At 54.1% G+C, this 24,642-nt stretch carries 31 protein-coding genes; 18 read left to right on the plus strand and 13 right to left on the minus strand.

Translation table 11 applies throughout. From position 1 onward, the window contains the following. Positions 1-9 precede the first annotated feature (9 nt). From NB069_RS10275 to NB069_RS10290, 4 genes are all read left to right on the plus strand, one after another. On the plus strand, positions 10-1,029 hold the full coding sequence (locus tag NB069_RS10275; RefSeq protein ID WP_250589250.1) for a Zn-dependent oxidoreductase: 1,020 nt from the start codon (positions 10-12) through the stop codon (positions 1,027-1,029). Between the two features lie 53 nt (positions 1,030-1,082). Beyond that, positions 1,083-2,459: an MFS transporter gene (locus tag NB069_RS10280; RefSeq protein WP_250589251.1), complete on the plus strand. Its 1,377-nt coding sequence runs from the start codon at positions 1,083-1,085 to the stop codon at positions 2,457-2,459. 315 nt (positions 2,460-2,774) lie between these two features. Beyond that, entirely contained in the window at positions 2,775-4,238 is a 1,464-nt protein-coding gene (locus NB069_RS10285) for a mannitol dehydrogenase family protein (protein ID WP_250589252.1), read from the plus strand. Between the two features lie 154 nt (positions 4,239-4,392). After that, positions 4,393-4,824, plus strand: coding sequence for a universal stress protein (locus NB069_RS10290; protein ID WP_250589253.1), 432 nt, complete (start codon positions 4,393-4,395; stop codon positions 4,822-4,824). A 46-nt stretch (positions 4,825-4,870) separates the two neighbouring features. Here the strand turns inward: NB069_RS10290 and NB069_RS10295 are convergent, their stop codons facing one another. Both NB069_RS10295 and ydfG read right to left on the minus strand, forming a co-directional pair. Beyond that, positions 4,871-5,557 carry a GntR family transcriptional regulator gene (locus NB069_RS10295; protein ID WP_250589254.1) on the minus strand — a complete coding sequence of 229 codons (687 nt, stop codon included), beginning with the start codon at positions 5,555-5,557 and terminating at the stop codon, positions 4,871-4,873. Positions 5,558-5,648: 91 nt separating this feature from the next. After that, on the minus strand, positions 5,649-6,395 hold the full coding sequence (gene ydfG, locus NB069_RS10300; protein ID WP_250589255.1) for a bifunctional NADP-dependent 3-hydroxy acid dehydrogenase/3-hydroxypropionate dehydrogenase YdfG: 747 nt from the start codon (positions 6,393-6,395) through the stop codon (positions 5,649-5,651). Positions 6,396-6,548: 153 nt separating this feature from the next. Here ydfG and dcp point away from each other — a divergent pair, with 153 nt between their 5' ends. Next, positions 6,549-8,594 (plus strand): peptidyl-dipeptidase Dcp, encoded by a 2,046-nt coding sequence (gene dcp / locus NB069_RS10305; protein ID WP_250589256.1) that lies wholly within the window; start codon positions 6,549-6,551, stop codon positions 8,592-8,594. Positions 8,595-8,743: 149 nt separating this feature from the next. Here the strand turns inward: dcp and NB069_RS10310 are convergent, their stop codons facing one another. The 7 genes from NB069_RS10310 to NB069_RS10340 all read right to left on the minus strand — a co-directional run bounded on the left by NB069_RS10310 (position 8,744) and on the right by NB069_RS10340 (position 15,122). Next, positions 8,744-9,883 carry a phage integrase Arm DNA-binding domain-containing protein gene (locus NB069_RS10310; RefSeq protein WP_250589257.1) on the minus strand — a complete coding sequence of 380 codons (1,140 nt, stop codon included), beginning with the start codon at positions 9,881-9,883 and terminating at the stop codon, positions 8,744-8,746. Continuing rightward, a complete protein-coding gene (locus NB069_RS10315; protein ID WP_072140054.1) occupies positions 9,864-10,121 on the minus strand; it encodes an excisionase in 258 nt (85 codons plus the stop codon). Before NB069_RS10315 ends, NB069_RS10310 begins: the two co-directional genes overlap by 20 nt. Positions 10,122-10,179: 58 nt before the next feature. Next, complete coding sequence (locus NB069_RS10320) at positions 10,180-10,419, minus strand: DUF4060 family protein (protein WP_250589258.1); 240 nt, start codon at positions 10,417-10,419, stop codon at positions 10,180-10,182. Positions 10,420-10,456: 37 nt separating this feature from the next. Continuing rightward, entirely contained in the window at positions 10,457-11,572 is a 1,116-nt protein-coding gene (locus NB069_RS10325; protein ID WP_250589259.1) for a RecT family recombinase, read from the minus strand. Between the two features lie 11 nt (positions 11,573-11,583). Next, entirely contained in the window at positions 11,584-14,511 is a 2,928-nt protein-coding gene (locus NB069_RS10330; RefSeq protein WP_250589260.1) for a RecE family exodeoxyribonuclease, read from the minus strand. 139 nt (positions 14,512-14,650) lie between these two features. Further along, positions 14,651-14,815, minus strand: coding sequence for a YdaE family protein (locus NB069_RS10335; RefSeq protein ID WP_250589261.1), 165 nt, complete (start codon positions 14,813-14,815; stop codon positions 14,651-14,653). Between the two features lie 118 nt (positions 14,816-14,933). Beyond that, entirely contained in the window at positions 14,934-15,122 is a 189-nt protein-coding gene (locus NB069_RS10340) for a hypothetical protein (protein ID WP_250589262.1), read from the minus strand. A 348-nt stretch (positions 15,123-15,470) separates the two neighbouring features. Here NB069_RS10340 and NB069_RS10345 point away from each other — a divergent pair, with 348 nt between their 5' ends. After that, positions 15,471-15,668, plus strand: a complete 198-nt coding sequence (locus tag NB069_RS10345) for a hypothetical protein (protein WP_250589263.1) — start codon at positions 15,471-15,473, stop codon at positions 15,666-15,668. Between the two features lie 40 nt (positions 15,669-15,708). On the opposite strand, the gene NB069_RS10350 is transcribed toward NB069_RS10345, so the two are convergent. The 3 genes from NB069_RS10350 to NB069_RS10360 all read right to left on the minus strand — a co-directional run bounded on the left by NB069_RS10350 (position 15,709) and on the right by NB069_RS10360 (position 17,256). Further along, the gene (locus NB069_RS10350; RefSeq protein WP_250589264.1) at positions 15,709-16,545 is read right to left on the minus strand and encodes a hypothetical protein; all 837 of its coding nucleotides are present in this window, start codon (positions 16,543-16,545) and stop codon (positions 15,709-15,711) included. Next, positions 16,508-16,687, minus strand: a complete 180-nt coding sequence (locus tag NB069_RS10355; protein ID WP_250589265.1) for a hypothetical protein — start codon at positions 16,685-16,687, stop codon at positions 16,508-16,510. Before NB069_RS10355 ends, NB069_RS10350 begins: the two co-directional genes overlap by 38 nt. Positions 16,688-16,869: 182 nt before the next feature. Further along, positions 16,870-17,256 (minus strand): helix-turn-helix domain-containing protein, encoded by a 387-nt coding sequence (locus NB069_RS10360; RefSeq protein ID WP_250589266.1) that lies wholly within the window; start codon positions 17,254-17,256, stop codon positions 16,870-16,872. Positions 17,257-17,360: 104 nt separating this feature from the next. Here NB069_RS10360 and NB069_RS10365 point away from each other — a divergent pair, with 104 nt between their 5' ends. The 9 genes from NB069_RS10365 to NB069_RS10405 all read left to right on the plus strand — a co-directional run bounded on the left by NB069_RS10365 (position 17,361) and on the right by NB069_RS10405 (position 22,114). Beyond that, positions 17,361-17,579, plus strand: coding sequence for a transcriptional regulator (locus NB069_RS10365; protein WP_250589267.1), 219 nt, complete (start codon positions 17,361-17,363; stop codon positions 17,577-17,579). An 11-nt stretch (positions 17,580-17,590) separates the two neighbouring features. Beyond that, positions 17,591-18,160, plus strand: a complete 570-nt coding sequence (locus tag NB069_RS10370; protein WP_250589268.1) for a toxin YdaT family protein — start codon at positions 17,591-17,593, stop codon at positions 18,158-18,160. Positions 18,161-18,242: 82 nt separating this feature from the next. Continuing rightward, positions 18,243-19,166 carry a replication protein gene (locus tag NB069_RS10375; RefSeq protein ID WP_250589489.1) on the plus strand — a complete coding sequence of 308 codons (924 nt, stop codon included), beginning with the start codon at positions 18,243-18,245 and terminating at the stop codon, positions 19,164-19,166. After that, the gene (locus tag NB069_RS10380) at positions 19,163-19,915 is read left to right on the plus strand and encodes an ATP-binding protein (RefSeq protein WP_250589269.1); all 753 of its coding nucleotides are present in this window, start codon (positions 19,163-19,165) and stop codon (positions 19,913-19,915) included. Before NB069_RS10375 ends, NB069_RS10380 begins: the two co-directional genes overlap by 4 nt. An 18-nt stretch (positions 19,916-19,933) precedes the next feature. Then, positions 19,934-20,638 carry a DUF1627 domain-containing protein gene (locus NB069_RS10385; protein WP_250589270.1) on the plus strand — a complete coding sequence of 235 codons (705 nt, stop codon included), beginning with the start codon at positions 19,934-19,936 and terminating at the stop codon, positions 20,636-20,638. Next, positions 20,616-20,879: a DUF977 family protein gene (locus NB069_RS10390; RefSeq protein WP_250589271.1), complete on the plus strand. Its 264-nt coding sequence runs from the start codon at positions 20,616-20,618 to the stop codon at positions 20,877-20,879. Before NB069_RS10385 ends, NB069_RS10390 begins: the two co-directional genes overlap by 23 nt. After that, positions 20,872-21,216 carry a hypothetical protein gene (locus tag NB069_RS10395; protein ID WP_250589272.1) on the plus strand — a complete coding sequence of 115 codons (345 nt, stop codon included), beginning with the start codon at positions 20,872-20,874 and terminating at the stop codon, positions 21,214-21,216. The genes NB069_RS10390 and NB069_RS10395 overlap by 8 nt, the downstream gene beginning before the upstream one ends. Then, positions 21,213-21,404, plus strand: a complete 192-nt coding sequence (locus NB069_RS10400) for a hypothetical protein (RefSeq protein ID WP_250589273.1) — start codon at positions 21,213-21,215, stop codon at positions 21,402-21,404. Before NB069_RS10395 ends, NB069_RS10400 begins: the two co-directional genes overlap by 4 nt. A 236-nt stretch (positions 21,405-21,640) precedes the next feature. After that, on the plus strand, positions 21,641-22,114 hold the full coding sequence (locus NB069_RS10405) for a class I SAM-dependent methyltransferase (protein WP_250589274.1): 474 nt from the start codon (positions 21,641-21,643) through the stop codon (positions 22,112-22,114). Positions 22,115-22,186: 72 nt separating this feature from the next. On the opposite strand, the gene NB069_RS10410 is transcribed toward NB069_RS10405, so the two are convergent. Then, the gene (locus NB069_RS10410; protein ID WP_032651382.1) at positions 22,187-22,381 is read right to left on the minus strand and encodes a hypothetical protein; all 195 of its coding nucleotides are present in this window, start codon (positions 22,379-22,381) and stop codon (positions 22,187-22,189) included. Positions 22,382-22,731: 350 nt separating this feature from the next. Between NB069_RS10410 and NB069_RS10415 the strand changes: the two genes are divergently transcribed. The 3 genes from NB069_RS10415 (at position 22,732) to NB069_RS10425 (ending at position 24,641) form a co-directional block, all read left to right on the plus strand. After that, positions 22,732-22,962, plus strand: a complete 231-nt coding sequence (locus tag NB069_RS10415) for a hypothetical protein (protein WP_250589275.1) — start codon at positions 22,732-22,734, stop codon at positions 22,960-22,962. 874 nt (positions 22,963-23,836) lie between these two features. After that, positions 23,837-24,436, plus strand: coding sequence for a DUF1367 family protein (locus NB069_RS10420; RefSeq protein ID WP_250589276.1), 600 nt, complete (start codon positions 23,837-23,839; stop codon positions 24,434-24,436). 4 nt (positions 24,437-24,440) lie between these two features. Continuing rightward, positions 24,441-24,641, plus strand: a complete 201-nt coding sequence (locus tag NB069_RS10425) for a hypothetical protein (RefSeq protein ID WP_250589277.1) — start codon at positions 24,441-24,443, stop codon at positions 24,639-24,641. Position 24,642 lies beyond the last annotated feature (1 nt).

Consider the following 24,642-nt stretch of genomic DNA (forward strand, 5'->3'; position numbering starts at 1 on the left):
GAGCAGAAGATGAAAAGTATCGTTATTCAACAACCGAATGCGCTGGCGATCGAAGAGCGTCCGTTACCGACGCCTGCCGCAGGCGAAGTGCGCGTCAAGGTAAAGCTGGCGGGGATCTGCGGTTCCGACAGCCACATCTATCGCGGCCACAACCCGTTCGCCAAATACCCGCGCGTGATTGGCCATGAGTTCTTTGGCGTCATCGATGCTGTCGGCGAAGGCGTCGACGCCGCGCGCCTGGGCCAGCGCGTCTCGGTTGATCCGGTGATCAGCTGCGGTCATTGCTACCCGTGCTCGGTGGGCAAGCCGAACGTCTGCACCTCGCTGGTGGTGCTGGGCGTCCACCGCGACGGCGGTTTCAGTGAATTCGCCGTTGTGCCGGCTAAAAATGCCTGGGTCATTCCGAATGCCATCAGCGATAAGCACGCGGTAATGGTTGAACCCTTCACGATTGCCGCCAACGTCACCGGCCATGTCAGTCCGACAGAGCAGGATATTGCGCTGATTTATGGCGCCGGGCCGATGGGGCTGGTCACCGTTCAGGCGCTGAAGGGCGTCTACAAGGTGAAACAGGTGATTGTGGTTGATCGCATCGAAGAGCGTCTGGCGATGGCAGAGCGCAGCGGGGCAGACTGGGTCATCAACAACAGCGATCAGTCCCTGCAGGCGCTGCTGGAAGAGAAGGGCATCAAGCCGACGCTGATTATTGATGCGGCCTGTCACCCGTCTATTTTGCAGGAAGCGGTCAATCTGGCCTCGCCGGGCGGGCGGATTGTGCTGATGGGCTTCTCCAGCGATCCAAGCCAGGTTGCGCAGCAGGGGATCACCGGCAAAGAGCTCTCGATTTTCTCATCACGCCTGAACGCCAATAAGTTCCCGGTGGTTATCAACTGGCTGGAGAAAAGGCTTATCGATCCCGACAAATTGATTACTCACAGCTTTGAGTATCAGCACGTTAAAGACGCCATTGAACTGTTTGAAAAAGACCAGCGGCAGTGCTGCAAGGTATTACTGACGTTCTCTGAATAATAATTCTGAATGCGGTTTAGCGGTACGCATCTTACCCTGTTGAGATAGCTAATATGACTCAAGTACAACATGAAAGATCAACATCAGATCTGATCAAAGCCGCCGTGTCAGGGTGGCTCGGCACTGCGTTAGAGTTCATGGACTTCCAGCTTTATTCCCTGGGCGCGGCGTTAGTTTTCCATGAGATCTTCTTCCCGGAGCAATCCGCGGCGATGGCGCTAATTCTGGCGATGGGCACCTATGGCGCGGGCTATATAGCCCGTATCGTCGGCGCCTTTATTTTCGGCAAAATGGGCGACCGCGTGGGCCGTAAGAAGGTGCTGTTTATCACCATCACCATGATGGGGATCTGTACCACCCTCATCGGCGTGCTGCCAACCTATGCACAGATTGGTATTTTCGCCCCGGTGCTGCTGGTGACCCTGCGAATTATCCAGGGGCTGGGGGCAGGCGCGGAGATCTCCGGTGCAGGCACCATGCTGGCGGAATACGCGCCGAAAGGGAAACGCGGCATCATCTCTTCCCTGGTGGCGATGGGCACCAACTGCGGCACCCTGAGCGCCACGGCGATTTGGGCGGTGATGTTCTTTGCCCTCGACCGTGAAGAGCTGATTGCCTGGGGCTGGCGTGTGCCGTTCCTCGCGAGCGTGGTGGTGATGATCTTTGCCATCTGGCTGCGTATGAACCTGAAAGAGAGCCCGGTCTTTGAGCAGGTTGCGGAAGATGCGCCGGTGCAGGCGGTTGCACAGGAAAACACCCTGGGCGCAATGCTGAAGAGCAAATCGTTCTGGCTTGCCACCGGCCTGCGTTTCGGCCAGGCGGGTAACTCAGGCCTGATCCAGACCTTCCTTGCGGGTTATCTGGTGCAGAGCCTGATGTTTGATAAAGCGATTCCGACCGACGCCTTAATGATCAGCTCTATTCTCGGGTTTATTACTATTCCGCTGCTGGGCTGGTTGTCCGATAAATTTGGCCGTCGTCTGCCTTATATTCTGCTGAGCATTTCGGCCATTATTCTGGCCTACCCGATGATATCGATTATTGTCGATAAGTCGTACAGCCCTGGCGTCATCATGGCCTCGATTATCGTGATTCATAACTTTGCGGTACTTGGCCTGTTTGCCCTGGAAAACATCACCATGGCAGAGATGTTTGGCTCCCGTAACCGCTTTACCCGGATGGCCATTTCGAAAGAGGCGGGCGGTCTTGTGGCGGTGGGCTTTGGTCCGGTGCTGGCGGGTATCTTCTGCAACATGACCGGTTCCTGGTGGCCCATTGTCGCGATGGTGATTGTCTACTCCTGCATCGGCCTGATCTCAGCCCTGCTGATGCCTGAAGTGTGTGACCGCGACCTCAGCACGCTGGAAGACGCCGCAGACGACAAATCTGCTGCGCTGGGGATTAACGGTAAGCATCGCGCCATCTCCTGATATCTCAGGACTCCCCTGTAAAAGCAGGGGAGTCTTTTCACCTTTCAAAAGCGCACTAATGAGTTTCCCGCCATCTCCTCACATCATTGGTTTATAGCCTTGAGGTTTTTATCGAATGCTGTCACACAACTTTTAATTGATGTCACACCAGATGGTGAAAAGTTAACGTAAATCAATATCGACGTACCAACAATCAGTATGGTTAACGGCAGAGAAATATTTATTTTATCTACCATTCTAGTTGGGTTAGTTGGCCGGGCAGGGTGAAGCAGACCGGCCCGGATCCATCGCTTAATCACATTAACGAGTACAATCATGAAAAATCCGTTATTACATGCGCAAGCCACGCTTCCTCAATACAACCGCGACAACCTGCAGACACGCATCGTGCATCTGGGGTTCGGAGCCTTTCATCGCGCGCACCAGGCGGTCTATGCCGATATTCTGGCCGCCGGGCACGGCAGCGACTGGGGCTACTGCGAGGTCAATCTGATTGGCGGCGAGCAGCAGATCGCGGATCTCAAGGCGCAGGATAATCTCTTCACCGTGGCTGAAATGTCTGCCGATGCCTGGACGGCGCGGGTTGTTGGCGTGGTCAAAAAAGCGCTGCATGCCCAGGTTGATGGGCTGGAAGCGGTGCTGGCGGCCATGTGCGAACCGCAGGTGGCGATCGTCTCGTTAACCATCACCGAAAAAGGATACTGCCACGCCCCGGCCACCGGAGAGTTGATGCTCGATCATCCGCTGATCGCCGCCGATCTGCAAAATCCGCACCAGCCGGTTTCCGCTGTGGGCGTGGTGGTAGAAGCCCTGGCCCGACGTAAAAATGCCGGACTGCCGGCCTTTACCGTGATGTCCTGCGACAACATGCCGGAAAACGGCCACGTAATGCGCAACGTCACCTGTGCCTATGCCCGCGCGGTGAGCGCTGAGCTGGCGGAGTGGATCGAAACGCACGTTACGTTCCCGTCGACCATGGTCGACCGTATTGTGCCTGCCGTCACTGCCGATACCCTGAACAAAATCGAGCAGATCACCGGCGTGCGCGATCCGGCAGGTGTGGCCTGTGAACCGTTCCGCCAGTGGGTGATTGAAGATAACTTTGTTGCGGGTCGTCCGGCGTGGGAGAAAGCCGGGGCCGAGCTGGTGGCCGACGTTATTCCGTTCGAAGAGATGAAGCTGCGCATGCTGAACGGCAGCCACTCCTTCCTGGCCTATCTGGGCTATCTGGCGGGCTATCAGCACATTAACGACTGCATGGAGGATGCAAATTACAAGCGCGCCGCCCGCGCACTGATGCTCAACGAGCAGGCTCCAACCCTGAAAGTCACCGGCGTGGACCTCGGGCGTTACGCCGATCTGCTGATCGAACGTTACAGCAACCCGGCCCTGCGCCACCGCACCTGGCAGATCGCCATGGACGGCAGCCAGAAGCTGCCGCAGCGTATGCTGGACTCCGTGCGCTGGCACCGGGTGCATCAGAAGCCGTTCCCGCTGCTGGCGCTGGGCGTTGCGGGCTGGATGCGTTATGTCGGTGGAGTGGATGAGCAGGGTGAAACCATTGAGGTGTGCGACCCGCTGCTGCCGGTCATTCAGGCAGCGGTTAAAGGCAGTGCGGAAGGTGAAGACCGCGTCAAAGCCCTGCTGGGAATTGACACTATTTTCGGTAAAGAGTTACCTCAGGACCGCGTATTTGTTGATGCCGTCATGAACGCCTACGCGGCATTATTAAAAGACGGGGCGAAAGCCACAGTGGCACAATACGCCGCAGATATTTAATCTCCTTTTATGCCGCCGTTCGCGGCGGCATAGTCTAAACACTTCTTTACTTCTGACGCTTATTTCCTGACCGAGTCGTTTAAGGTTCGTTTCATGACATCATGCCACTCTTAATATCGTTAACAAGCAAGTTATCGATATAAGGAGAAAGGCTATGTATAAAAAAATATTGATGCCTGTCGATGTATTTGAAATGGATTTAAGTGATAAGGCTGTGCGTCATGCCGCGTTTCTGGCGAGGGCGGATAACGCTGAAATCACGCTGTTAAATGTTCTTCCAGTCAACAGTCGCGCACTGCTCCGGGGCTTCTCTTCGGATATCATTAAGTTCGAAACCTATATGACCGAAGAGTCCAGGAAAAAGATGAACGAATTAAAACGGCTCTTTGATGTACCGCCGGAGAGAATGCATACCGAAGTGCGTTTTGGCAGCGTGCGCGATGAAATCATCGCGATGGGGACTGAGGGTAAATTCGATATTATTGTTATCGGTTCGAAAAAGCCTGGCGTAACTACCCATCTGCTGGGTTCAAATGCGGAATCGGTATTACGCTATGCTAAAATTCCGGTATTAGTGGTGCGCTAACAAACCTGTTTGCCGCATCCCGGATAAACGACGGGATGCGGAAGTTTTACTCTTCGCTAAACCAGTCGCTGTTTTCCTGACGAATTAACTGTACCGACTCGCCAATTTCCTGCAAATGCAGGGTCATCGCTTTTTCAACCGCATCGGCGTCGCGTTTTTCCAGGGCGTGGAAAATATCCAGATGCTGACGCAGCAGCATCTCCGGCGGTGAAACGTGGTCAAGACTCATATAACGCACCCGATCCATGGTCGCCTTGATGTTCTCGATGGTATCCCACGCCAGCTGACAACCGGCAATTTGCGCCAGCTTCTGGTGAAATTCGTCGTCAAGCAGGAAGAAATCATTCAGCTGTTTACGTTCAATGGCGATGCGCTGTTGATGCAGATTCTGCTCAAGGTGATAGCACTGATTGTCGTCGACCAGACTTGCCGCCCGACGGACCACGGCACACTCGATGGCCTGACGGACAAAACAGCCGTTTTGCACCTGGCTGAGTGAGATCTTATTGACGTAGCTGCCGCGCTGGGGGCGGATCTGGATCAGGCCATTTTCGGCAAGCTTGATAAAGGCTTCGCGAACCGGCTGGCGGGAGACGTCAAAGCGGACCGACACCTCTTTTTCAGAAAGTGGGGTACCCGGTGGGATCAGACAATGCACGATGTCGCTGCGCAAAATACGATAAATTTGCTGATTAACGGGTTGGGTCGGATTAAGTTGCGATTCAGCGGCCATTCGATGTGATTTCTCAGAGAGTTAACCAGGAAATACTACCATTCTTTTGCCCGCTAGCCCATACCCGGCCAGCAGGCCGGGCGGGGAAAAATCATCCGCGGTGGACGCTCAGGCCAGCAAAACTCTGCGTAACCGGCATCATTTCAACGGTATTGATGTTGACGTGTTTCGGCAGGGTCGCTACCCACCAGACGGCTTCGGTAACGTCTTCCGGCGTCAGGGCGGTGGTGTTCTCGTAGGTTTTACCTGCTTTGTCGTCATCGCCTTTAAAGCGGACGTTGGAGAACTCTGTGCCGCCAACCAGACCCGGCTCAATATCCGTCACCCGGATGGCGGTACCGTGCAGGTCGGTGCGCAGGTTCAGGCTGAACTGGCGCACAAAGGCTTTGGTCGCGCCATAGACGTTGCCGCCTGCATACGGCCAGCTACCGGCAGTGGAGCCGATGTTGATCACGTGACCGCGGTTGCGCTCGACCATGCCAGGCAACACGGCGCGGGTCATGTAGACCAGGCCTTTGTTGTTGGTGTCAATCATCGTTTCCCAGTCTTCGACGCTGGCTTTGTGCGCAGGCTCAAGCCCCAGCGCCAGCCCGGCGTTGTTAACCAGCACGTCGATGTCACGCCATTCGGCAGGCAGGTTGGCAATCATCTCTTCAATGGATGCGCGGTTACGCACGTCCAGCTGCGCGGTCAGAATGCTGTCGCCGAGCGCATCTTTCAGCTCCTGCAGACGCTCCTGACGACGGCCGGTAGCAATCACTTTATGTCCGTTGGCAACAAAACGACGCGTGATGCTTTCACCAAAACCCGCAGTCGCTCCGGTAACTAAAATTATCATCTCACTGTTCCTCAACGCTTTTTGTGTTGTACTACCATAGCATGCGATCTGACGCAGGGTAAGGTGACTTTTTATGCCCTGAAGACGAGAAGGATTGCAGCGCATGTCGGGCTGGCCTACTCTGGGGAGATTCACCCTATTCAGGAGTCTGATATGTCTGGCACCAATCCTTTTTTTGCAGGCAGCACGCTGCCGTACCAGGCGCCGCATTTTGATCTGATCCGCGACGAAGATTACCGTCCGGCCTTCGACGAGGCTATTCGCCAGAAACGCGACGAGATCGCGGCGATTGCCGGGTCTGCGGCTGCCCCCGATTTCGCCAATACCGTGCTGGCGCTGGAGAAAAGCGGCGAACTGCTTGGCCGGGTAAGCAGCGTCTTCTTCGCCATGACCTCGGCGCACACCAATGACTATCTGCAGCAGCTGGAAGAGGCGATTTCAACCGAGCTGGCGGCGCTGGCTAACGATATCTGGCTGAATGACGCGCTCTTTGCGCGCGTGGATGCCCTCTACAACGATCGGCAGGCGCTGGCGCCGGACGCTGAGTCTCTGCGCCTGATTGAGGAGCTGCACCAGCGCTTTATTCTGGCCGGTGCCCGGCTGGGCGAAGCGGAAAAGCAGGCGCTGAAAGCGCTTAATACCGAAGCCGCCACCCTGATCAGCCAGTTTAACCAGCGCCTGCTGGCCGCTGACAAAGCGGGCGGGCTGGTGGTGGATTTTCTGCACCAGCTGGATGGCCTGAGCCAGGCGGAACAGGCGTCGGCAGCCCAGGCTGCGGCGGATAAGGGGCTCAACGACCGCTGGCTTATTCCCCTGTTGAACACCACCCAGCAACCGGCGCTGCAACAACTGCGCGACCGTAAGGTCAGGGAAAATCTCTTCAAGGCGGGCTGGCTGCGCACGCAAAAAAACGATGCTAACGACACCCGGGAGGTGGTCGCCCGGCTGGTGGCATTGCGCGCCCGTCAGGCGGAACTGCTGGGCTACAGCAACTACGCCAGCTGGAAAATCGCCGATCAGATGGCCAAAACCCCCGATGCCGCGCTGCAGTTTATGCGCGGTATCGTTCCGGCCGCACGGGGCCGCGCCCTGCAGGAGCAGGCGGACATTCAGAAAGTGATCGATGACGAGCAGGGACATTTCCAGGTGCAGGCCTGGGACTGGTCGTACTACGCCGAGCGCGTGCGTCTGGCGAAGTACGCCCTGGATGAGGCACAGGTTAAACCCTATTTTGCCCTCAACAGCGTCCTGACCGACGGCGTTTTCTGGGCGGCGACCCAGCTCTTTGGCATTACCTTTGCCGAGCGCAATGACATTCCGGTCTACCATCCTGACGTGCGCGTCTGGGAGATCTTCGATCACAACGGGGAGGGGATGGCGCTGTTTTACGGTGACTTCTTCGCACGCGACTCAAAAGGCGGCGGGGCGTGGATGGGCAACTTTGTCGAGCAATCCACTGAGTTCGGGACGCGTCCGGTTATTTATAACGTCTGCAACTATCAAAAACCCGCGGAAGGCCAGCCGGCGCTGATCTCCTGGGATGATGTCATCACCGTGTTCCATGAGTTTGGCCATACCCTGCACGGCCTGTTTGCCAGCCAGCGTTACGCCACGCTCTCCGGCACCAACACGCCGCGCGATTTTGTCGAATTCCCGTCGCAAATTAACGAACACTGGGCCAGCCATCCCGATGTCTTTGCCCACTATGCCCGCCACTATCAGACCGGGGAGCCGATGCCCGACGCCCTGCGCGAGAAAATGCTCAGCGCCACCCAGTTTAATAAAGGCTACGACATGACCGAGCTGCTCAGCGCCGCGCTGCTGGATATGAACTGGCACGGAATTGCCGTCAGCGAGGCGCCCGCAGACGTCGAGGCGTTTGAAACCGCAGCGCTGAAACGTGAGCAACTGGATCTCCCTGCCGTACCGCCGCGCTACCGCAGCAGTTACTTCGCCCATATCTTCGGGGGCGGCTACGCGGCGGGTTATTACGCCTATCTGTGGACGCAAATGCTGGCCGACGACGGCTATCAGTGGTTCGTGGAAGAGGGCGGATTAACCCGCGAAAACGGACAGAAATTCCGCGAGGCGATTTTGTCGCGCGGGAATAGTACTGATTTAGCTGAACTTTATCGCCAGTGGCGCGGGCACGATCCGCAGATTGAACCGATGCTGGTGAATCGCGGGTTGAGCGCGTAAGGTTTTTTCAGGCTGGAAACAGAACCGGGCGCGATGCCCGGTTTTTTGTCCGTTTTTTCTTCCCCAAAACTCCTCCAAAATTCCTCCCCAAAATGAATCCTTAAATTCTGCGAAATTTGCAGGGGGATACGGCCCAATTATTCACGTAGCTACACCTTCACTTTCACCCAGTCGAGTCCGCGATCGTTATGATACTGCGCAGTCATCCTGTCTGATGAGTGACCCAGTAGCTGCTGGGTGTTGATGCCTTGTTCCTCATACAGACGCTCGGATAGAGAGCGCTGCTCGTGAAACGTAGGCATTGTTTTCCCGTCATCTACGGAAATGCCCGTGCTGTCGATCGCGAGTTTGAAGGAGACGCTAAGGCTGTTCTCGCCAATCTGATCGCCCGCCTTCACATTACCGCTTGATGTCACATGATGAAGAAGCCAAGGGCTCACGACCCGGTCTCTACATCGCTTAATCACCTGCGCCAGGGTGATATCCAACATCTCGCACCGTAGCGAGAGAGGTATAGCCAGTTTCACCCCCGTCTTTTGCTGCTCAATATGGAGATAGCCGTCCCAGACATCCGAGAACTTCATCTTGGCGATATCACCGCGGCGTTGCCCGGTGACCACCGCCAGAAGCATGGAGTTTTGGACGTAGGGCGCCATATTGCCGGCCGTTTCAAATATCACTTTCCACATTTCCAGGTTCAGTCGAGAACGGGTCACCCGGACAGTGACTTTTCTTGTGGCCAACGCCGGGTTATATCCCGGCTCAACTTCACCTGCGTGCTGCGCTTCTCTGAACAGATCAATCCAGACACTCCTGAGCGTTTGCGCCATCCGCGCTTTGCCTCTGGCTTTATATTCGTCGGTAATGGACGCCAGCATTTTGGTGGTGACCTCCTGAATGCCAATGTCAGGCATCCTTTCAGCCAGCACGTTGGTGCAGGTCCTTCTGGATTTAAGCGTATTATTTTTTATCTCCTTATTACTAAGCCGCTCCTCCTGAATTTTCAAATACCGTTCGATCCATACGCGCATTCTTATCGATTTCTTTGAGTTAACCTTCTTGTGGTTGACCATATCGATCAGGGCGAACGACTGCGCAGCTTCCTGCTGCGCCAGCAGTCGATTCAACTCAGTGGCGGCCAGTCTGGCCGCCTCCTGATCTGTACCAAAACCGATAAATTGACCGGTTAAAGGGTGCCGGTATTGCCAGTAGGTTTTGCTGTTGCGCTTATCCAGCTTGCAGTAGAGATTTGGGATATCAACCCTGTGATTACGTGGTCTGGCTGCCATTAATTACTCGCTCCATAAGCGTCTTCACCGCTTTCGGCATGCGTGGTGGTAGAACCGGCGAGGCGAGTAAACCAATGAATTTGGCCTCTTCATCAATAACCCACCGCCGACCTTGTTTCAGCGCCCTTGGAATTGTTTGTCCTGTTTTTGCAATCCTGTGCAGCGACGCTCTGGATGGTGGTTGCTTAAAGCCGTTTGGACCGGAAGCCCAGTCCTCCAGGCTAACGAGCTGTCCCATGAAAACCTCCAGTTGATTAATATGAGCAATCAAAGCCCGATAGGGTGATATTTCAATATCAGGCAGCCTGCCCGGGTAAGGATCGCAGGCGGCGCATGCCGGTCATCGCCGTGGCCACGTAGCTCGCCTTGCGGTTCACCACCTCCACCCAGACCTTCACTCCCTCCACCCGCACCGTGTATGTTTCTTTCATCCGGCTGCGCCCGTAGTTGCCATAGCGTTCCTGATGGGCTGCCAGGGCGATGTCGCATGCTTGGCGCGTCAGCGGTGACTGTGTGCTGCGGTTTATTAATCGCATAATTTTTCTATCGGGAGGGCGAACCCTCCCGCCTCCCTTAGGCCACGTATTCCGGTTTCATATCTGCCAGGGTGATGCTGAACTTATCGTGCAGGTCATCGCCCAAGTGACGTTTGGCCGCCGCCAGTACGCGCTCGACTTCCTCGAAGCGCTCGGCACCATCCGGTTCGCCGGATTGCGGCAGGGAGTTGATCGCCGCCTCGACCCGGTTATACGCATCAACCAGGTGGTAACGCTTCACGGCCTTGTTTTTCAGCTCGGTATACAGGGCTGAGCCAAGGGTGTTCTTGGCGCTTTCGATGTCGGCCCGTACTGCTTTGGCGTTATCCACGTCCTGCGCCGCTTCAATGCGATCCCGGAAATCATCGGCCAGACCATCGATGTTGGCGGCCGATTCCTGCGCGCTGTGCGTTGTTGTTACGCTGTCACTTTTGATATCAGACAGGCTCACGCGCTGGGCGGGGGCCGGGTTGATTTCCTTCTCGGTGCGCTGCTCAACTTCATCCGGGGTGTACACACCGAGGACGACCGCAGGGCAGTAAAGGCGCGCCCAGTATTTGAGAGCCAGGTAAGCGATCTGCTGTTTCGGATTTGAAATCCACAGCGGAGAGTTACGCGTAATCACACTGGAGAGGAACACCGGTTCGCCCCAGGTGATCTCGCTCTCGCCACGAATAACGGCACCCACACGAACCGACAGACCCTGTTCGTCAGCACTGGTCCAGCCTCGAACCATTTCTTTCTTGTCGTACGTACCACCGCCTTTTGCCGGCTTCTTCACGATCTCTTCGCGGCTGCTGGCGCATTTCGACCAGTCGCCCTCGTACTCATAGTGGAAGCGGCCCACAATGGCGTTAGAGCTGGAGATTACTGCGTTTACCAGTTGCGCCTCGTAGCCCAACACGCCGTTGACCAGGTGCGTTTTCTGCGCCACCGCGTACGGGTTCATGCCCCACTGCATGGCCTGCATAATGATGGCCATGCAGTCGGCTGGGTTACCGCGAAGATGTTCAGGGACCGTTACGGCGGCCTGAGCCATCAAACCGGCAACGGCCTGCAGTTGGGTTAATGCCTGCACATTGAAGATGGCGTTGCTGGCAGAGATAGTGTTTGGAGCCTGCTGCTCCGCAGTTACGATATTCATGTTTTCCATCGTCATTCCCCTTATGCCTGAGTACGCAGCGCTTCAAGGCGGCGCAGGTCGAAGTCGTTCAGTTCGTCGGTGTAGTCTTCGGTGATCGGCGCTGGCCACTCGCCAGTGTCGAACGCGTTAGCGATGCGGTTCATCGCCTGGCGATACTCCAGCATGCCAAGCTCAATCAGCTCCTCGCTGGCCTCGACGATGGCGATCCAGTGATAACCTTCGTCTTTGTTGACGAAAATCCAGAAGAACTGGTCCAGTGCAGCGGTCTGCATATACATGGCCGCGCTGAGGTGATAATCGCGGTCGATGATTTCCCGATGCAGGCGGGCGCGCAGGCCGGACTGCTTCACGTTCCACATGCTGATGGTTTTCAGGTCGGCGCCGACCCGCACGCCGTCGATGTCGATTTCCAGATCCGGGCGCACGCGGATTTCCAGCCCGGTCTCTTCGTCGATACCGAAATAGCTCGTCTCAACAGCGCGATCAGGGTGCAGCAGCAGTTTCCCGGCGGTCGGGTGCTCATGCAGCGCTTTCTGAATGGCCAGCGCCGTTTGCATCTGCTGTTGGGTCACTAGAATCTTGTCGCCCGGGTTCTCGCGCCAGGCGTCCAGCAGTTCGTCAGCAAATACCGCATCCGGCTTCACAGACTTCACCGCCTGGATCATCTCCGCTTTGGTGCCGGACACTTTCAGCGGTGCCGGTTTCTGCGCTTCCTGCGCCACCAGGTCAGGATTGATGATCGCCAGCTGCTCCAGCAGCGCGTCGCGGCTGCCGCTGGTTTTCACCTGCGCGGGCAGGATGGCGTTGTACTCTTTGATGCAGGCCTTCATCGCGGCAGCAGCCTGCTTCTGGTCTGCCTCGATACGCTGAAACTCAGCTGGCAGCGTCATATAGCTCTGCGCTGTTTCTTCGAGGCTGCCGCCCATCGGCACCTGCGCGGGCAGGGTGGCGTTGTGCTCTTCCAGCAGCGCTTTGATATCGTCAGCGCTCAGCAGTGCCGGCAGGCTGGCATTGTGCTCGTCGATAAAGGCGCGCAGGGTCGCCGCAGTAGTGAATGCCCCCTCTGGGATCACCGGCTCCACGCTGAACTCTTCGTCGAGGTTTTCTGGCTGCAGTGCCAGCGCATGAACCAGGTTTCCCATATCCAGCACTTTGGAACCTTCGCGCGGGATGGTCTTGGCGACGTGGCGCGCGTTGAAGTACATCAGGCTGACGCGCGCGTCTTTCACTTGGGTGCTGCTGATCCCGTTCGCTGCGTGATAAACGTTATTCGGCAGGCTCACATAGCGGCCCGGTTCGAAGTAGGCAGGGTATTCCGGCGTTTCGATGGTTACTTCCGGCTGCGTGGCGTTCGCCAGCTCCGGCGCCGCGGCGGCAAGTACCTCAGCCGGGATCAGGGCATTTGTTTGCGGATCAGCTGCATTAGTGCTTTCGCCTGGTTGAACCGGGTTACCAGCTTCTCCTTCCGCCGGGTCAGTCTCTTCCATCTGCACATCGCTGGTGGTCTCCTCTGTAACCGGTGAACGGTCATCTGTTTGTGGTTGTTTTTCGTTCATCAGACCCTCGATGGAGAACATCCCGCCACCGAGGTTTGCGACATGCGGCTGGCTGGTAGTGGTCAGGTCTTCTTTAACCCACTTCGGATCGGCTGGGTCGCTGACGCCTTCGACAAATTCGCCGCGGTCGGCCGCCAGCTGCCCATCAATAAATTGGCTTTCAATTTCAGGTTCTGGTTGTGCGATCGGGAGTGGCAGCAGCTCAGTTGCAGCATTGAAATCAGCCGTCATCGTCTGGTTAACGAACTCCAGATGCGCAGCCGGCGTCAGGTGGATATTCTCCGGCGCGATGCGCACCAGGTTGAAGATGGCCGCGCGGTTAACTGCCAGAACTCCTGGCTGATTGCGCAGAATTTTGCTCCACGATTTCCATGGTTCTTCTTTGGTCGCGACAATCTCTTTGGCGCGGCGCAAAATACTGGAAGGAATTTCAAAGGGATGGAAATCCATCGGCAGCAGGGCGCAGGCGATTTCCAGATCGAGGGTGTCCAGGGTGTGGTGTGCGCCTTCGCCACGGTCAGTTACATATCCGCCGTCGGCATTGGTGCCTGCGTCAGTGCGTTGTACGAGGTTAATGCGATTGCCGGCGGCCCATTCACGCGTCAGGATCCCGCGGTCGATATATGGGGTGGCTACCCAGGCCTTTGTGAACTGCAAAAGCAAAGCCAGTTCATGGCTTTTTTCCATGCTGAAGACTTCTCGGATCGCTTTCGTGTAACGCCACAGGTCTTTGGTGTCATAAGCCTTAACTTCTGGAGAATTCTCGGCGGCCAGGAGCAGGTTCTGGACATATCCGTTATCCGTGTCCATTTCCATCACATGGATTTCCGCGTGTTCTTTGCGGCTGATGTGATGGCGCAGTTCGCTTGCTGTCAGTTGGGACAGCAACTGTTTGCGGAATGGCATTTTGCAGACGGGGTAGTGGGCACCACCATCATCGTGCTCGCTGATCTTCAGGCCATACTCATATAGGGGTTTTGCAGTCTCAGAGATATCTGCTTCGCTGGAAACTGAAGGCAAAGTGTGGCGCGGGGTTACAAAATTCGCACGCAGTTGGCTTAAGGCATCAGCGCCGTGCTGATCTTCTGTTGCACCTGTGTCAGGGTTATTGCTACCAGGGATCACGTTCCAGGTGCGCTGGTCGTCGGCCAGGGTGTAGCGCTTACAGAACTCGAAGCAGACGACACCTTCTTCAGGCAGATCGTTAATAACTGGAATGTCGGTGCGTACTGGCTTGGCGTAGTCTTTACCACGGCCAGTTTCGATGCCTGCATCTTCCAGCGCGACATCCAGCTGCAACGCAGCTCGTGATTGGGTGTTGGCGGAGAGCCACACTACAGCGTCAGGCTTCCCTGACTTCTGAGTGGCCTTAACCAGGTAGAAAAATTCCATGTCAGATCCTCATTTTTGGATGTAAGATCCCCGGGCCAGAGATTGCGCCCATTGGGTGTGTTTTTGGTTTTGAGTAGTTTTCCGGTGTAACTTTGGTCGGTGGCACCGGACGTAGACCCCGCCTTGCGCGGGTTTTACGTTAGGCTTCGTGGGCCATCTGGTCGTACGAAGCGCAACGCACAGAACAGTAATCACGTTCTTCGCGCGCCAGCTGGGTGCCGCGGATGAAGAGCAAAACGTTTTTAACTTCTTTCCCTTGCTCGATTGGTTTGCGGCAGTACGCGCATTCTTTCGAGTCACACATCAGGATTCCCCTTCTGCGCCAGCAGGTAACAGATGCGGCGAATAAACGCCCCAAGAGAACTCAGTTTTACGGCCTGCTGCCGTACTGGTTTACGTGCGAAATCAGTCATACCTCCCCCTTACCAGACCTTTGGCCAGCCTGCTATTACGGCAGCGGTGCCAATTTCATATTCCGGCTCATCCGGTCGTTCGCAGCGATAGATGGTCGTGGCAATCTGGTCTGCCTCTTTCCAATCATTCGCTTTCACCTGATATGTGCGATATCCACCACTGCCGGAGATCACGACGGTAAATCTCAACTTAGCCATGTATACCTCTTTGCCTTTGTCGCCAGGCTGGCGGAACGTAACTTGAACCTGATGCGCGTTAATCACTCCACCTCATCCGACTATTCGTATGCCGTCGGCGGCTACTTAGTGGGCTCCATGCCTGGGTGGTTCGTGGTGCGTCTTGGTGGGATTATATTAAGTCTGCGGCTTAAATTGTGTCAAGCCTAGAGCGAAGTTAATTTGTAAGTTTGAAGCTTAATCGTGATGTTTGATGTAGAAATAGAGCGCAAACTCACTCTGTTTAGTGGCAGTTTGTCGCTAAACACGCTCAGTTTTAGTTCGATTCTGGTGGTGCTAATCTTTCTGAGGGTACAACGGAGCGGAACGATGAAGAACAAAGACGAACAGACTGGGTTGGTTGGCTTGGCGATTGGCGCTGCAGTTATTGGCCTGGTATCAGCTCAAAAAACCATTAACCGGGCGAGCATCATTGACGAACTGGTGAGGCTGGGGAGACAGAAGGGCGATGGTGTTCAGGATGAGGTGTTTGATAAGGCGGCGGAGCTGGTAAGTAAAGGGATATAAAAAACCCGGCGCAGTGGCCGGGTGGAATTTTATGAGTCTATTATTGACTATGTGCAACCCCTCGAAAAATAATAAGAGGTGTTATACCGAATGAACCAAAGGGCCTGCCCATTATGCTTCGCATCATGTTCAACATGCCTTGCATACCCTGTTTTAATTCATTGGTCGCTGTAGGATATGGTGCATCAGGATTATCAAGCTTGAGATCGTCAGCATAAGCATCGACAATGCAAAGAATATACCATTCACCAGGAATGAAAGGACCATACTTTAACGAAACATCACTTAATGTTGTTGTCAAATTTGAGGGTTCAACAGACATCCAGCTCTGGTTTCCACACGAATCAGCAAAATCAATATGAGTGGTTGGAGGTAGTATTTTTACCAATTCTTCTGCATTATCGAGATTGGCAATTTCATTTTTTAATAACGCCTTAGCCTGAGCGTTTCTTTCTTTTTTTATTTCGTTTAACTTTATTTTCTTAACAATAGGCATACAAAGATGAACCATCTGAGCATCGAATATTTTCATCATGCCTTTGATTAAAACCAGATCACCTAGTTTAGCATCATTGAGACTTGTTTTAACTATCCCAGTTTCTGACAGTTTATTTAATAGATTTAATGGCATGCTCCATGAAGAATCAAAAGTCCTTTCTTGGGTGCGTGAATATGCTTCTGATGCGCTAGAACGTCCCCCTAAGAGAGGTATGCCTGCCTTCAACTCATTTAGGCCATTTTCAGATTCGGAGGAGGTCTGTTTAACTGAATTTAATACACCAGAGGGATAAAGTTGCGCTGTTAATGCACTAACACGCTCCTTGTCATAATAAAAATAATCAAATAGTGAATCTATGCTTTGTGAGTCTTGAGCCATCAAAATGTTCCTCTTTGATTTTTTTTCTTTCTTCAGCAATTTTCTTTTGCGCAGACTCGATATCATCCTGAATTTTTTGCAAATCATCGACGCCCACCTTAGATGGTTGTTCAGTGACTTGTTTCAGTAGTCTGCGAATCATGACAAATTCTCCAAAGAGGTTATAGCTTGATTATGTCCTCTCCAAAGTGATAAAGCAATTTTGTCATGCAGGGTCAAAAAAGCCGTGTCTGTCAAGTGACTGTATTTACTGTTTTTTTCCAAAAAATAACAAACCACGACTGTTATCTGCTTTAGCGACCAAGTCGATGCTGTATTTTCAACTCAGTTCTCTTGCGACCGAATCCGCCCCTTCATGTACTTCTCATACAGTTCATCCAGTTCTTTCAGGCGGATCGCGAAGATGCGGAGCATGTTCTGCTGCTCTTCTTCAGGCAACTGACGGTAGAGCTCCAGCAGGCGCTGTTCGTCAGGCTTGAGTCCGTCTTTCTCTCCGACATCTTCACCGAGCAGCCAAGGCACCGAAACGCCAGCTGCGTCAGCAACCGCTAAGGCTGATTTCTTACTGATCACACCTTTCTTGAACCAGCCGTTTACTGACTGCGGAGTTACCCCAGCAACCCGGGCCATATCAGATTTGGTCATGCCGCGCCCATTCAGCTCTGAAAGGCGCTCGACAAGTGTCGGATTAAGTACGGTTTTCTCTTTCATGGTTAGAAGAATAAGCCTTTTGCTTAAACTTGAAAATTCGCCTCAGACTTGACAATAAATTAAGTCTCAGGCTTAATTTGATTGTATTCAAATCGGAGACAACGATGAACGGGTTAACAAAAGCCATTAAGTCTGCAGGTACTGCAACAAATCTCGCAACCATGCTGGGCATCAAGCCGATGTCAGTCAGCCGCTGGAAAAACCGGTACCAGGGCGTGGTGCCTGCTGATCGGGTCCTTCAAATCCACGCAGCCACCGGTGTGACTCCCCACGAACTGCGCCCTGATCTTTACCCAAATCCCACTGACGGTTTACCAAAGTAGGAGAACTGGCAATGCAAACACGAATTTTTAACCATGATAGCAGCCCGGCCCCAAGCCGGGTGACATCGAAATATCAAGAGCTTCCGCGCCAATCGTGCAAACTCTCGAACATCCGGGAGGCTGTAAAAGCCTGGAACAGGGCAACGCCCGGCGATGCGCAAAACTACATCTCGCAGCTGGTTGCGAAAGAGTGGTTTGCCAGTGGTGGTCGTGGCCTGCTACTGGCCGGTTCGGTGCATGGCACCAAAGTTAACTTCTTCCGGATGATTAATAACACCGGGCCGAAGTATGACAAGTACCTGGTGATGCTGACTCCGGCGATCGTGGCGGTGATGGCTCGCGATAACGAAGCAGTAGCGCGCGAGTTCGGCCTGGTGACCGGCAAAACCAATGAAGAGCTAATCGCAGATGCCATCAAAGAGTGTGGCGAAGCGCAGCAGGCGAAGTTACTTGGTCAGCCAATTCAGCGACTGGAGAAAGAGGTCCGGGAAGCAGCAGAAGCATTACTGCGTTTTCTGCCGACTGATTCCCTCGGCCCGGTTCTGGCGAGCCTGGCGACGATGGTTCCGGGGGTAATGTGATGGCAGGTATCAAAAAGGCGAAAGCCGCGGTGCTCGAACACCAACGGCTTTCTGGTGCAACAAACGTCAGTCAATTGCGGAGATAAGTATGTCAAATACCGCTGAAATATACAAATTCCCCGCGCAGCAGGGGAAACAGGAGAGCCGCATGGCTGAACTGGAAAACGGCTATTTGCGTTTAGCCAACCAGATTCAGGATGCCCTGTGTATCGTCGAGCTATCGGGTCGGGAATTCCGTGTTCTGAATGCCATCGTTCGGCTGACGTATGGCTGGTCGAAAAAATCTGACCGGATCGCCAATAGCCTCATCGCAGACAAAACGACGCTGAAGGTGAAGCATGTTTCTGAAGCCGTTCTGAGCCTGGCTTACCGGAACATCATCATCCTGCGCCGGATTGGGCAAACCAGATACATAGGGATTAATACCCACCTGGATAAATGGGCTTACGCCAAGCCGAATTGTATGAAGTGTCCAGCGGCTTTCCCTGCTGCTGAAGTTGTCACATGGGTTATCACCATCCCTGAATTCAGGGATGGCAATTTTACCCCTTCAACCATCCCTGAAAACGGGGATAACCATCCCCAAAAACAGGGAAAGGGATCCCTGAAAACAGGGAACACCAAAGACATTCTTCCAAAGACAAATATAAATACAGATCTAACCCCCTCTAATCCCCCAAGGGGGAAGGTGAAGTTTGACCCGTTGAGTATCCCGGTTCCTGAATGGCTGGATGCGTCGTCATGGGGTGAGTGGGTTGCCTATCGTCAGCAATCTGGCAAAGCCATTAAAACCGAACTGACTGTCACCAAGGCGTTCGGCCTGCTGAAACAGTGTCTGGACGAAGGTCACGATCCGGTAGCCGTAATCAACGCCAGTATCGCCAACGGGTACCAGGGACTGTTTAAGCCGAAATTCGGACTGAGTAGCCGCAATGCGGGCCGGGATGTTAATCACATTTCCCAGCCGGACAAAAAAATTCCAGCGGGTTTCAGGGGGGCAAAATGAAGAGCGTCATCGGAACTGGCAGTGCGCTTGAGCGCCTGAAGAAGTTCATCCCGGCCAGCGTGCAGCCGAAATTTAACAGCGTCGAAGAGTGGCAGGCCTGGCAGGAAGCTGAGGGCCGCAAGCGTTCTGAGGAGATCGACAAGCAGAATCAGCGTGCGCGCTCGGAGAAGATTTTTGGTCGTGCCGGCATCCAGGCTCTGCACCGCAGCTGCTCGTTCGCAAATTACCAGGTGTCCAGCCAGGAGCAGCGCCAGGCGTACAGCATGGCCAAGAGCTACGCGCAGAACTTTGGTGGCGGCGGATTCGCAAGCTTCGTATTCAGCGGCGCGCCGGGGACCGGAAAGAACCACCTGGCGGCGGCGATCGGTAACTACCTGCTGGCCGCTGGCCACTCCGTTCTGGTGGTGACCATCCCTGACCTGATGCTCCGTGTGCGCGAATGCTACGACGACGGCCAGTCCGAATCGTCACTTCTGAATGACCTGTGCAACGTCGATCTGCTGGTACTGGACGAGGTAGGGATTCAGCGCGGCTCGAGCGGTGAGAAGGTGATCATCAACCAGGTAATCGACCGCCGCCTATCCGCCATGAAGCCAGTAGGCATCCTGAGCAACCTGAATTACGACGAACTGGTGGCCACCCTGGGCGCACGGGTCATCGATCGTCTGCGGATGGACTCGGGTATCTGGGTCAACTTCGACTGGGCAAGCTATCGCGGGAACGTGTCGCACCTGCGCTCTGTTAAATAATTTTCGGAAGGCAAAACGATGGAAACAGTAACTCAAGCACTGGAAAAGATGGGCAGGGCAACGTACCGCGAAGTGGCAGCCCGTCTGGATATCGAACCTGTTGACGCTCTGAACATGCTGCGCGAACAGCGCGATCAGGGGCTGTGTGATTTTTCCGATGGCGGCTGGTTCATTGGCAAAGTGACTGGTGCGAAACGCACTGCGCTGGCGCCAGCGGCTAAACCAGTACTTCATGGCGTAGCGCCTGATCCCGTTGACCCTGAAGTAATCAAGGCGCTGCTGGCGAAGAACGGCGCCATGGATACAGCGTCGTTGGCTCTGGCAGTTAATCGCAACGGGCGTGGGATGACCTCGGCAATGCGCGCGCTCGAGCGCCAGGGTGTCGTTGTGAAGAACGGGCAGGGCAAGGGCGTAACCTGGTCACTGCCGTCGGTGCCAGCTAAACCTGAGCCGGTACCTGCAGCGCCTGCAGTTCCCGTGTTAACCGATGCCGATAAGCCGCTGGAGCAGTTCGTCAGCGAGATACCCGCGTTCACCGAACGGCATGTTGCAGGGCAGGTGATCCCGACGGCCCAGGTTATTTCCCGAGAAATCCGCCGCACCAGAAACAAACTGGCGAGCCTGGAGAAACTGCGTGATGAGGTCCGGGTTGTTGGCCGCCACAAAAATCTCGTTAACCAGCTGGTGGAGGAGGCGAATCATGCCAAGGCCCAAAACTCGTAAAGAACGCTCCCTGTTCATCGCCTGGATTATCGAGCTGGTGAAAACGCATGGCCGCGCAACGACCAACGAGGTCGCCGCCATGTTCGGCCTGCATCGCACCACCGCCGAGAAATACATCCGGGCTGCCATAGAGCAGGGCCAGCTTATCCGCCACGGTCGCAGCGGCGTCTTCCGCGACCAGCGCGCAGTTATCGACTTTGACATGGAACGTTATACGCACCGAGGAGCATCCCATGAGTGATTCACTGAACAACAAAGAGCTGGTGGCCGTTGGTCATCATTTTGCCAAAGCGATGAGCAGCGACACGCCGATCATGGATATCGCGAAGATTGTTTCTCGCCTGGCCGAACGGCTGGACTGCACAACAGCTGCGCTGCGCGAGATTACGAAGCAGCGGGACGCGCTGGCGGCCATGCAGCAGCGGGGTATCCGCAAAGCGCTGGATGAATGCTCCGAGTATCTCGACAGGGACTGCATCATGGAGACGAACGGCATTAGCTACGAAGAAGCAGCTCAGCGAGAAGTCGGCGCAAAGGCTCTTCATGATGCGTTACTTCGCCAGGGAGCAGCCCAATGAGCAGACGCACGAACACCAAAGCTCGTATTGAGAAAAAATTTACTAAATCTGCAAAAGACTTGCTGTTGAAGTTAATGCCAAAGACCTTTACTGATGACGATTTGAGTTTTGAGGGTGATCGTATTCATTGCCTGCACGGTACCGTTTATTACGACGTGTGGGTTGTATGGGATGCACCGGATTATTAGACCGGTGAGCAAGATTATCGAGATACATTCTACGCGCTGCATGAGGTGCTGATTGCTAACACAACGAATTGGGACGGGATTGGTAAGGCTCATGACGCTGTAGGTTGGGAGCCGGGCATCAAGGTTGATGAATCGCCGTTTTACTCGCCGTGGCGCTTGGGTGATGCAAGCCGCGCCCAGGTTATTTCACACTGCCGCAAACTGGCCGCCGCTGGCGTTACATGGGGATGAGGGATATGTCCGAGCTTACTATTTTGGACATGTGCTGCGGTTCTCGCATGTTCTGGTTCGATAAGCAGGATAAGCGCGCCGTATTCAGCGACATCCGCGCCGAGGAGCACACCCTTTGTGATGGACGCCATCTGGTCATCAGTCCGGATGTGATCGCCGACTTCCGTGCGCTTCCGTTCGCTGAGAACACTTTCCCTGTGGTGGTGTTCGACCCGCCACATCTTGAACGCGTTGGTGACGATGCCTGGATGGGTAAGAAATACGGGAGGCTGAACAAAGACAGCTGGCGCGACGATCTGCGCGCCGGGTTTGCTGAGGCGTTCCGGGTCTTGCGGCCACACGGCGTTCTCATCTTCAAATGGAACGAAACGCAGATCCCGGTTAGCCAGATTCTGGCGCTTACAGACGTTAAGCCAATCATCGGCCAGCGCACCGGGAAGAATGACAAGACCCACTGGATAATTTTTGTGAAGGACTAATGCAGAAGGTTGGCTACATAGCGCGCAAAAAAAAGCAGGATAATAATCCTGCTTTATTCTGTGGATTCTTAGTTATTTTCCAGACAGCTTTTTCCAGATGCCCTGGCTAATGCCAAAAGCAATAGCTAAGAAAACAAGACCAGACCAACGCTCTATCCCTTGCGCCATCACCAGCATAGCAACTCCGATACATCCTAGAGGAATTGCAGTGATAACAAAAAGAATAATACCCCAAAAAAATTGGCCTGCAGTGGGCTCTTGAGACATAACAACACCTTTAATGAAGGAAACCGTTTACTAACGCGCGAATTTTTTTAGTTATTATGTAGTTCCATGTAGCACTGAGGCTGATGTAGTTGCTGTACCTTCCATAGGCGTGTCGTATAATTTTACAAAGGTAACTAATTGTTTCAATCCCCATTTTTAGTAGGAATTTAGTTCCGTCAGGCCATGAACAGACCATTAAAGCGATATGGGAATCCCCATATCGACAGGAACGCCCTCTACAAAGGGGCCTTCTTGCACAGTTTGATTCCACATAACCAATAAGTCATAATATCACCGCCGTCGGATTTGAACGCCCGGCGGTACCCCTGCGCATATAATGGGGACGTTATATGCGTAAAAAAACTTGGGGATTTATCCCCAAACTTGTATATGTTTCCGTTACCTGTGTCTTTTGCTTAACCACCATAATAAGTTTTGCACTGTTTGCTTTGCTGGGACTGGGCATTGTTGAATTGAGTGATACGGCTATAAGAACACTCGGAGGTATGACTATTGCTCTCGTCACTTTAATGAGAACGATTGTTAAGCTGGCCGGGCAGGTGATGTTACACGGAAGCTAAAAACCTCCTTTGCGGGAGGTTTTTTTTCGCCCTTCGCTCAGCCTCTCCTCCATGAGCTCAAGCTTGTTCTGCTTCAAATCTTGTCGGCTCAGGGTCCATGCGACACCTGATCGATAATACCGATCGATATCAGAATATTGATCTATGAAATCGATCAGTTAATAACCGTGGCGCGGCAACAAATTACCAACCTGACAGGATACGTCACCGCCGCAATATACCCTCAGAGGCTGGCCCGCATACGGTTATACGCTGCTCAGGGTCTTCTAATCAGATATTTACTCCAGCAGTTTCTGCCGCGCGGAAGTGTTAAAAATAACGGTCAGTTTTTAAAGGTAAGTATCAACAAAATTTATTCAAATCAATCAGATGAATGGACTTGCACAGACATGTATTTCATGTGCATACTTAAGCGAAACGAATAAATACTGTTTATGCATACAGTATTTTGTTGTATGGTTTAGATGCTACAGAGAAAAATGAATTTTTCTTCCGGCGAACCTATTAGGAAATTTGCGTCATTTGTAATTTTGGCTCTGTGGAGTGGAGTTCTCCCCGCCGGGAGAGGGTATTTGTGGATAGCAAAGTGAGGGGGTTGATGTGAGAGAGAGTAAGGCGCAGGGTGACTGGTATGACATTATCAGGCGTTCAGACGGCAAGGTTATTGGTTCTATGCCGTTCGAAAGCCGATGTCTCGTTTATACCCGAAATGGGCTTGTATCATGCCGCCCGCTGCTGGAGGATGAAGGGATCTTCAATCTCTCGTCCGGAACTCGTTTTCTTCGCCGTCTCGGCTACCACGTCAAGCAACCCTCTGATATTATGATATCAACGGACTGAACACCCGTTGACCTGATGCGCCACGGAGAACACCATGGCGCAGTTACAACTCATCAAGCAGTCATCAGGAATCCTGATCCCGGCCACGCCCGAGACCAGCGATTTTCTGCATTCAAAATGTAAGCTCGGCGCCGTGCTGGTGGCCGACTTTAAACAGGTCCGTAACCCGGCCTTTCATCGTCGCTTCTTCGCTCTGCTAAACCTCGGCTTCGAATACTGGGAGCCAACCGGCGGTGCTATCTCATCCAACGAACGCAAGCTGGTGACCGGCTATGCGAAGTTCCTGGCCTCGATCGGTGGTAGCGAAGCTGCACTGCTGGACGCTGCTGAGCAGTATCTCGAGCAGGTGGGCAGCCGCCGCATCACCAATGGCATCAGCCTGTGCAAATCCTTCGACGCCTACCGCGCTTGGGTGACCATCGAATCCGGCCACTATGACACCATCCAGCTGCCTGACGGAACCCTCCGGAAACATCCCCGCAGCATCGCCTTCGCCAATATGGACGAGACCGAGTTTCAGCAACTCTACAGGGCCGCGCTCGATGTACTGTGGCGCTGGATTCTGTCACGGGCATTCAGGGACCAGCGCGAGGCCGAGAACGCCGCTGCGCAGCTGCTGAGCTTCGGGGGCTGACCAGATGGCGAAATCATGGTTCCACTACACCGAGTGCACAACTGAGCAGGCCGATGAACTTCAGCGGCAGTACCAGCGCCGCGGCGTAGTTGTTAAGCGCAGCCTCAATCCTGATTACCTCACCTGGACCGTCAGCGTAGAGCGGCAGGAGGTTACGTACCTCGAGCCCACGCCGCGGACATACCTCCAAAAGGCGTGGAGGTGAG

The organism is Leclercia adecarboxylata (assembly GCF_023639785.1).
Classification (GTDB): Bacteria; Pseudomonadota; Gammaproteobacteria; order Enterobacterales; family Enterobacteriaceae; genus Enterobacter; species Enterobacter adecarboxylatus_D.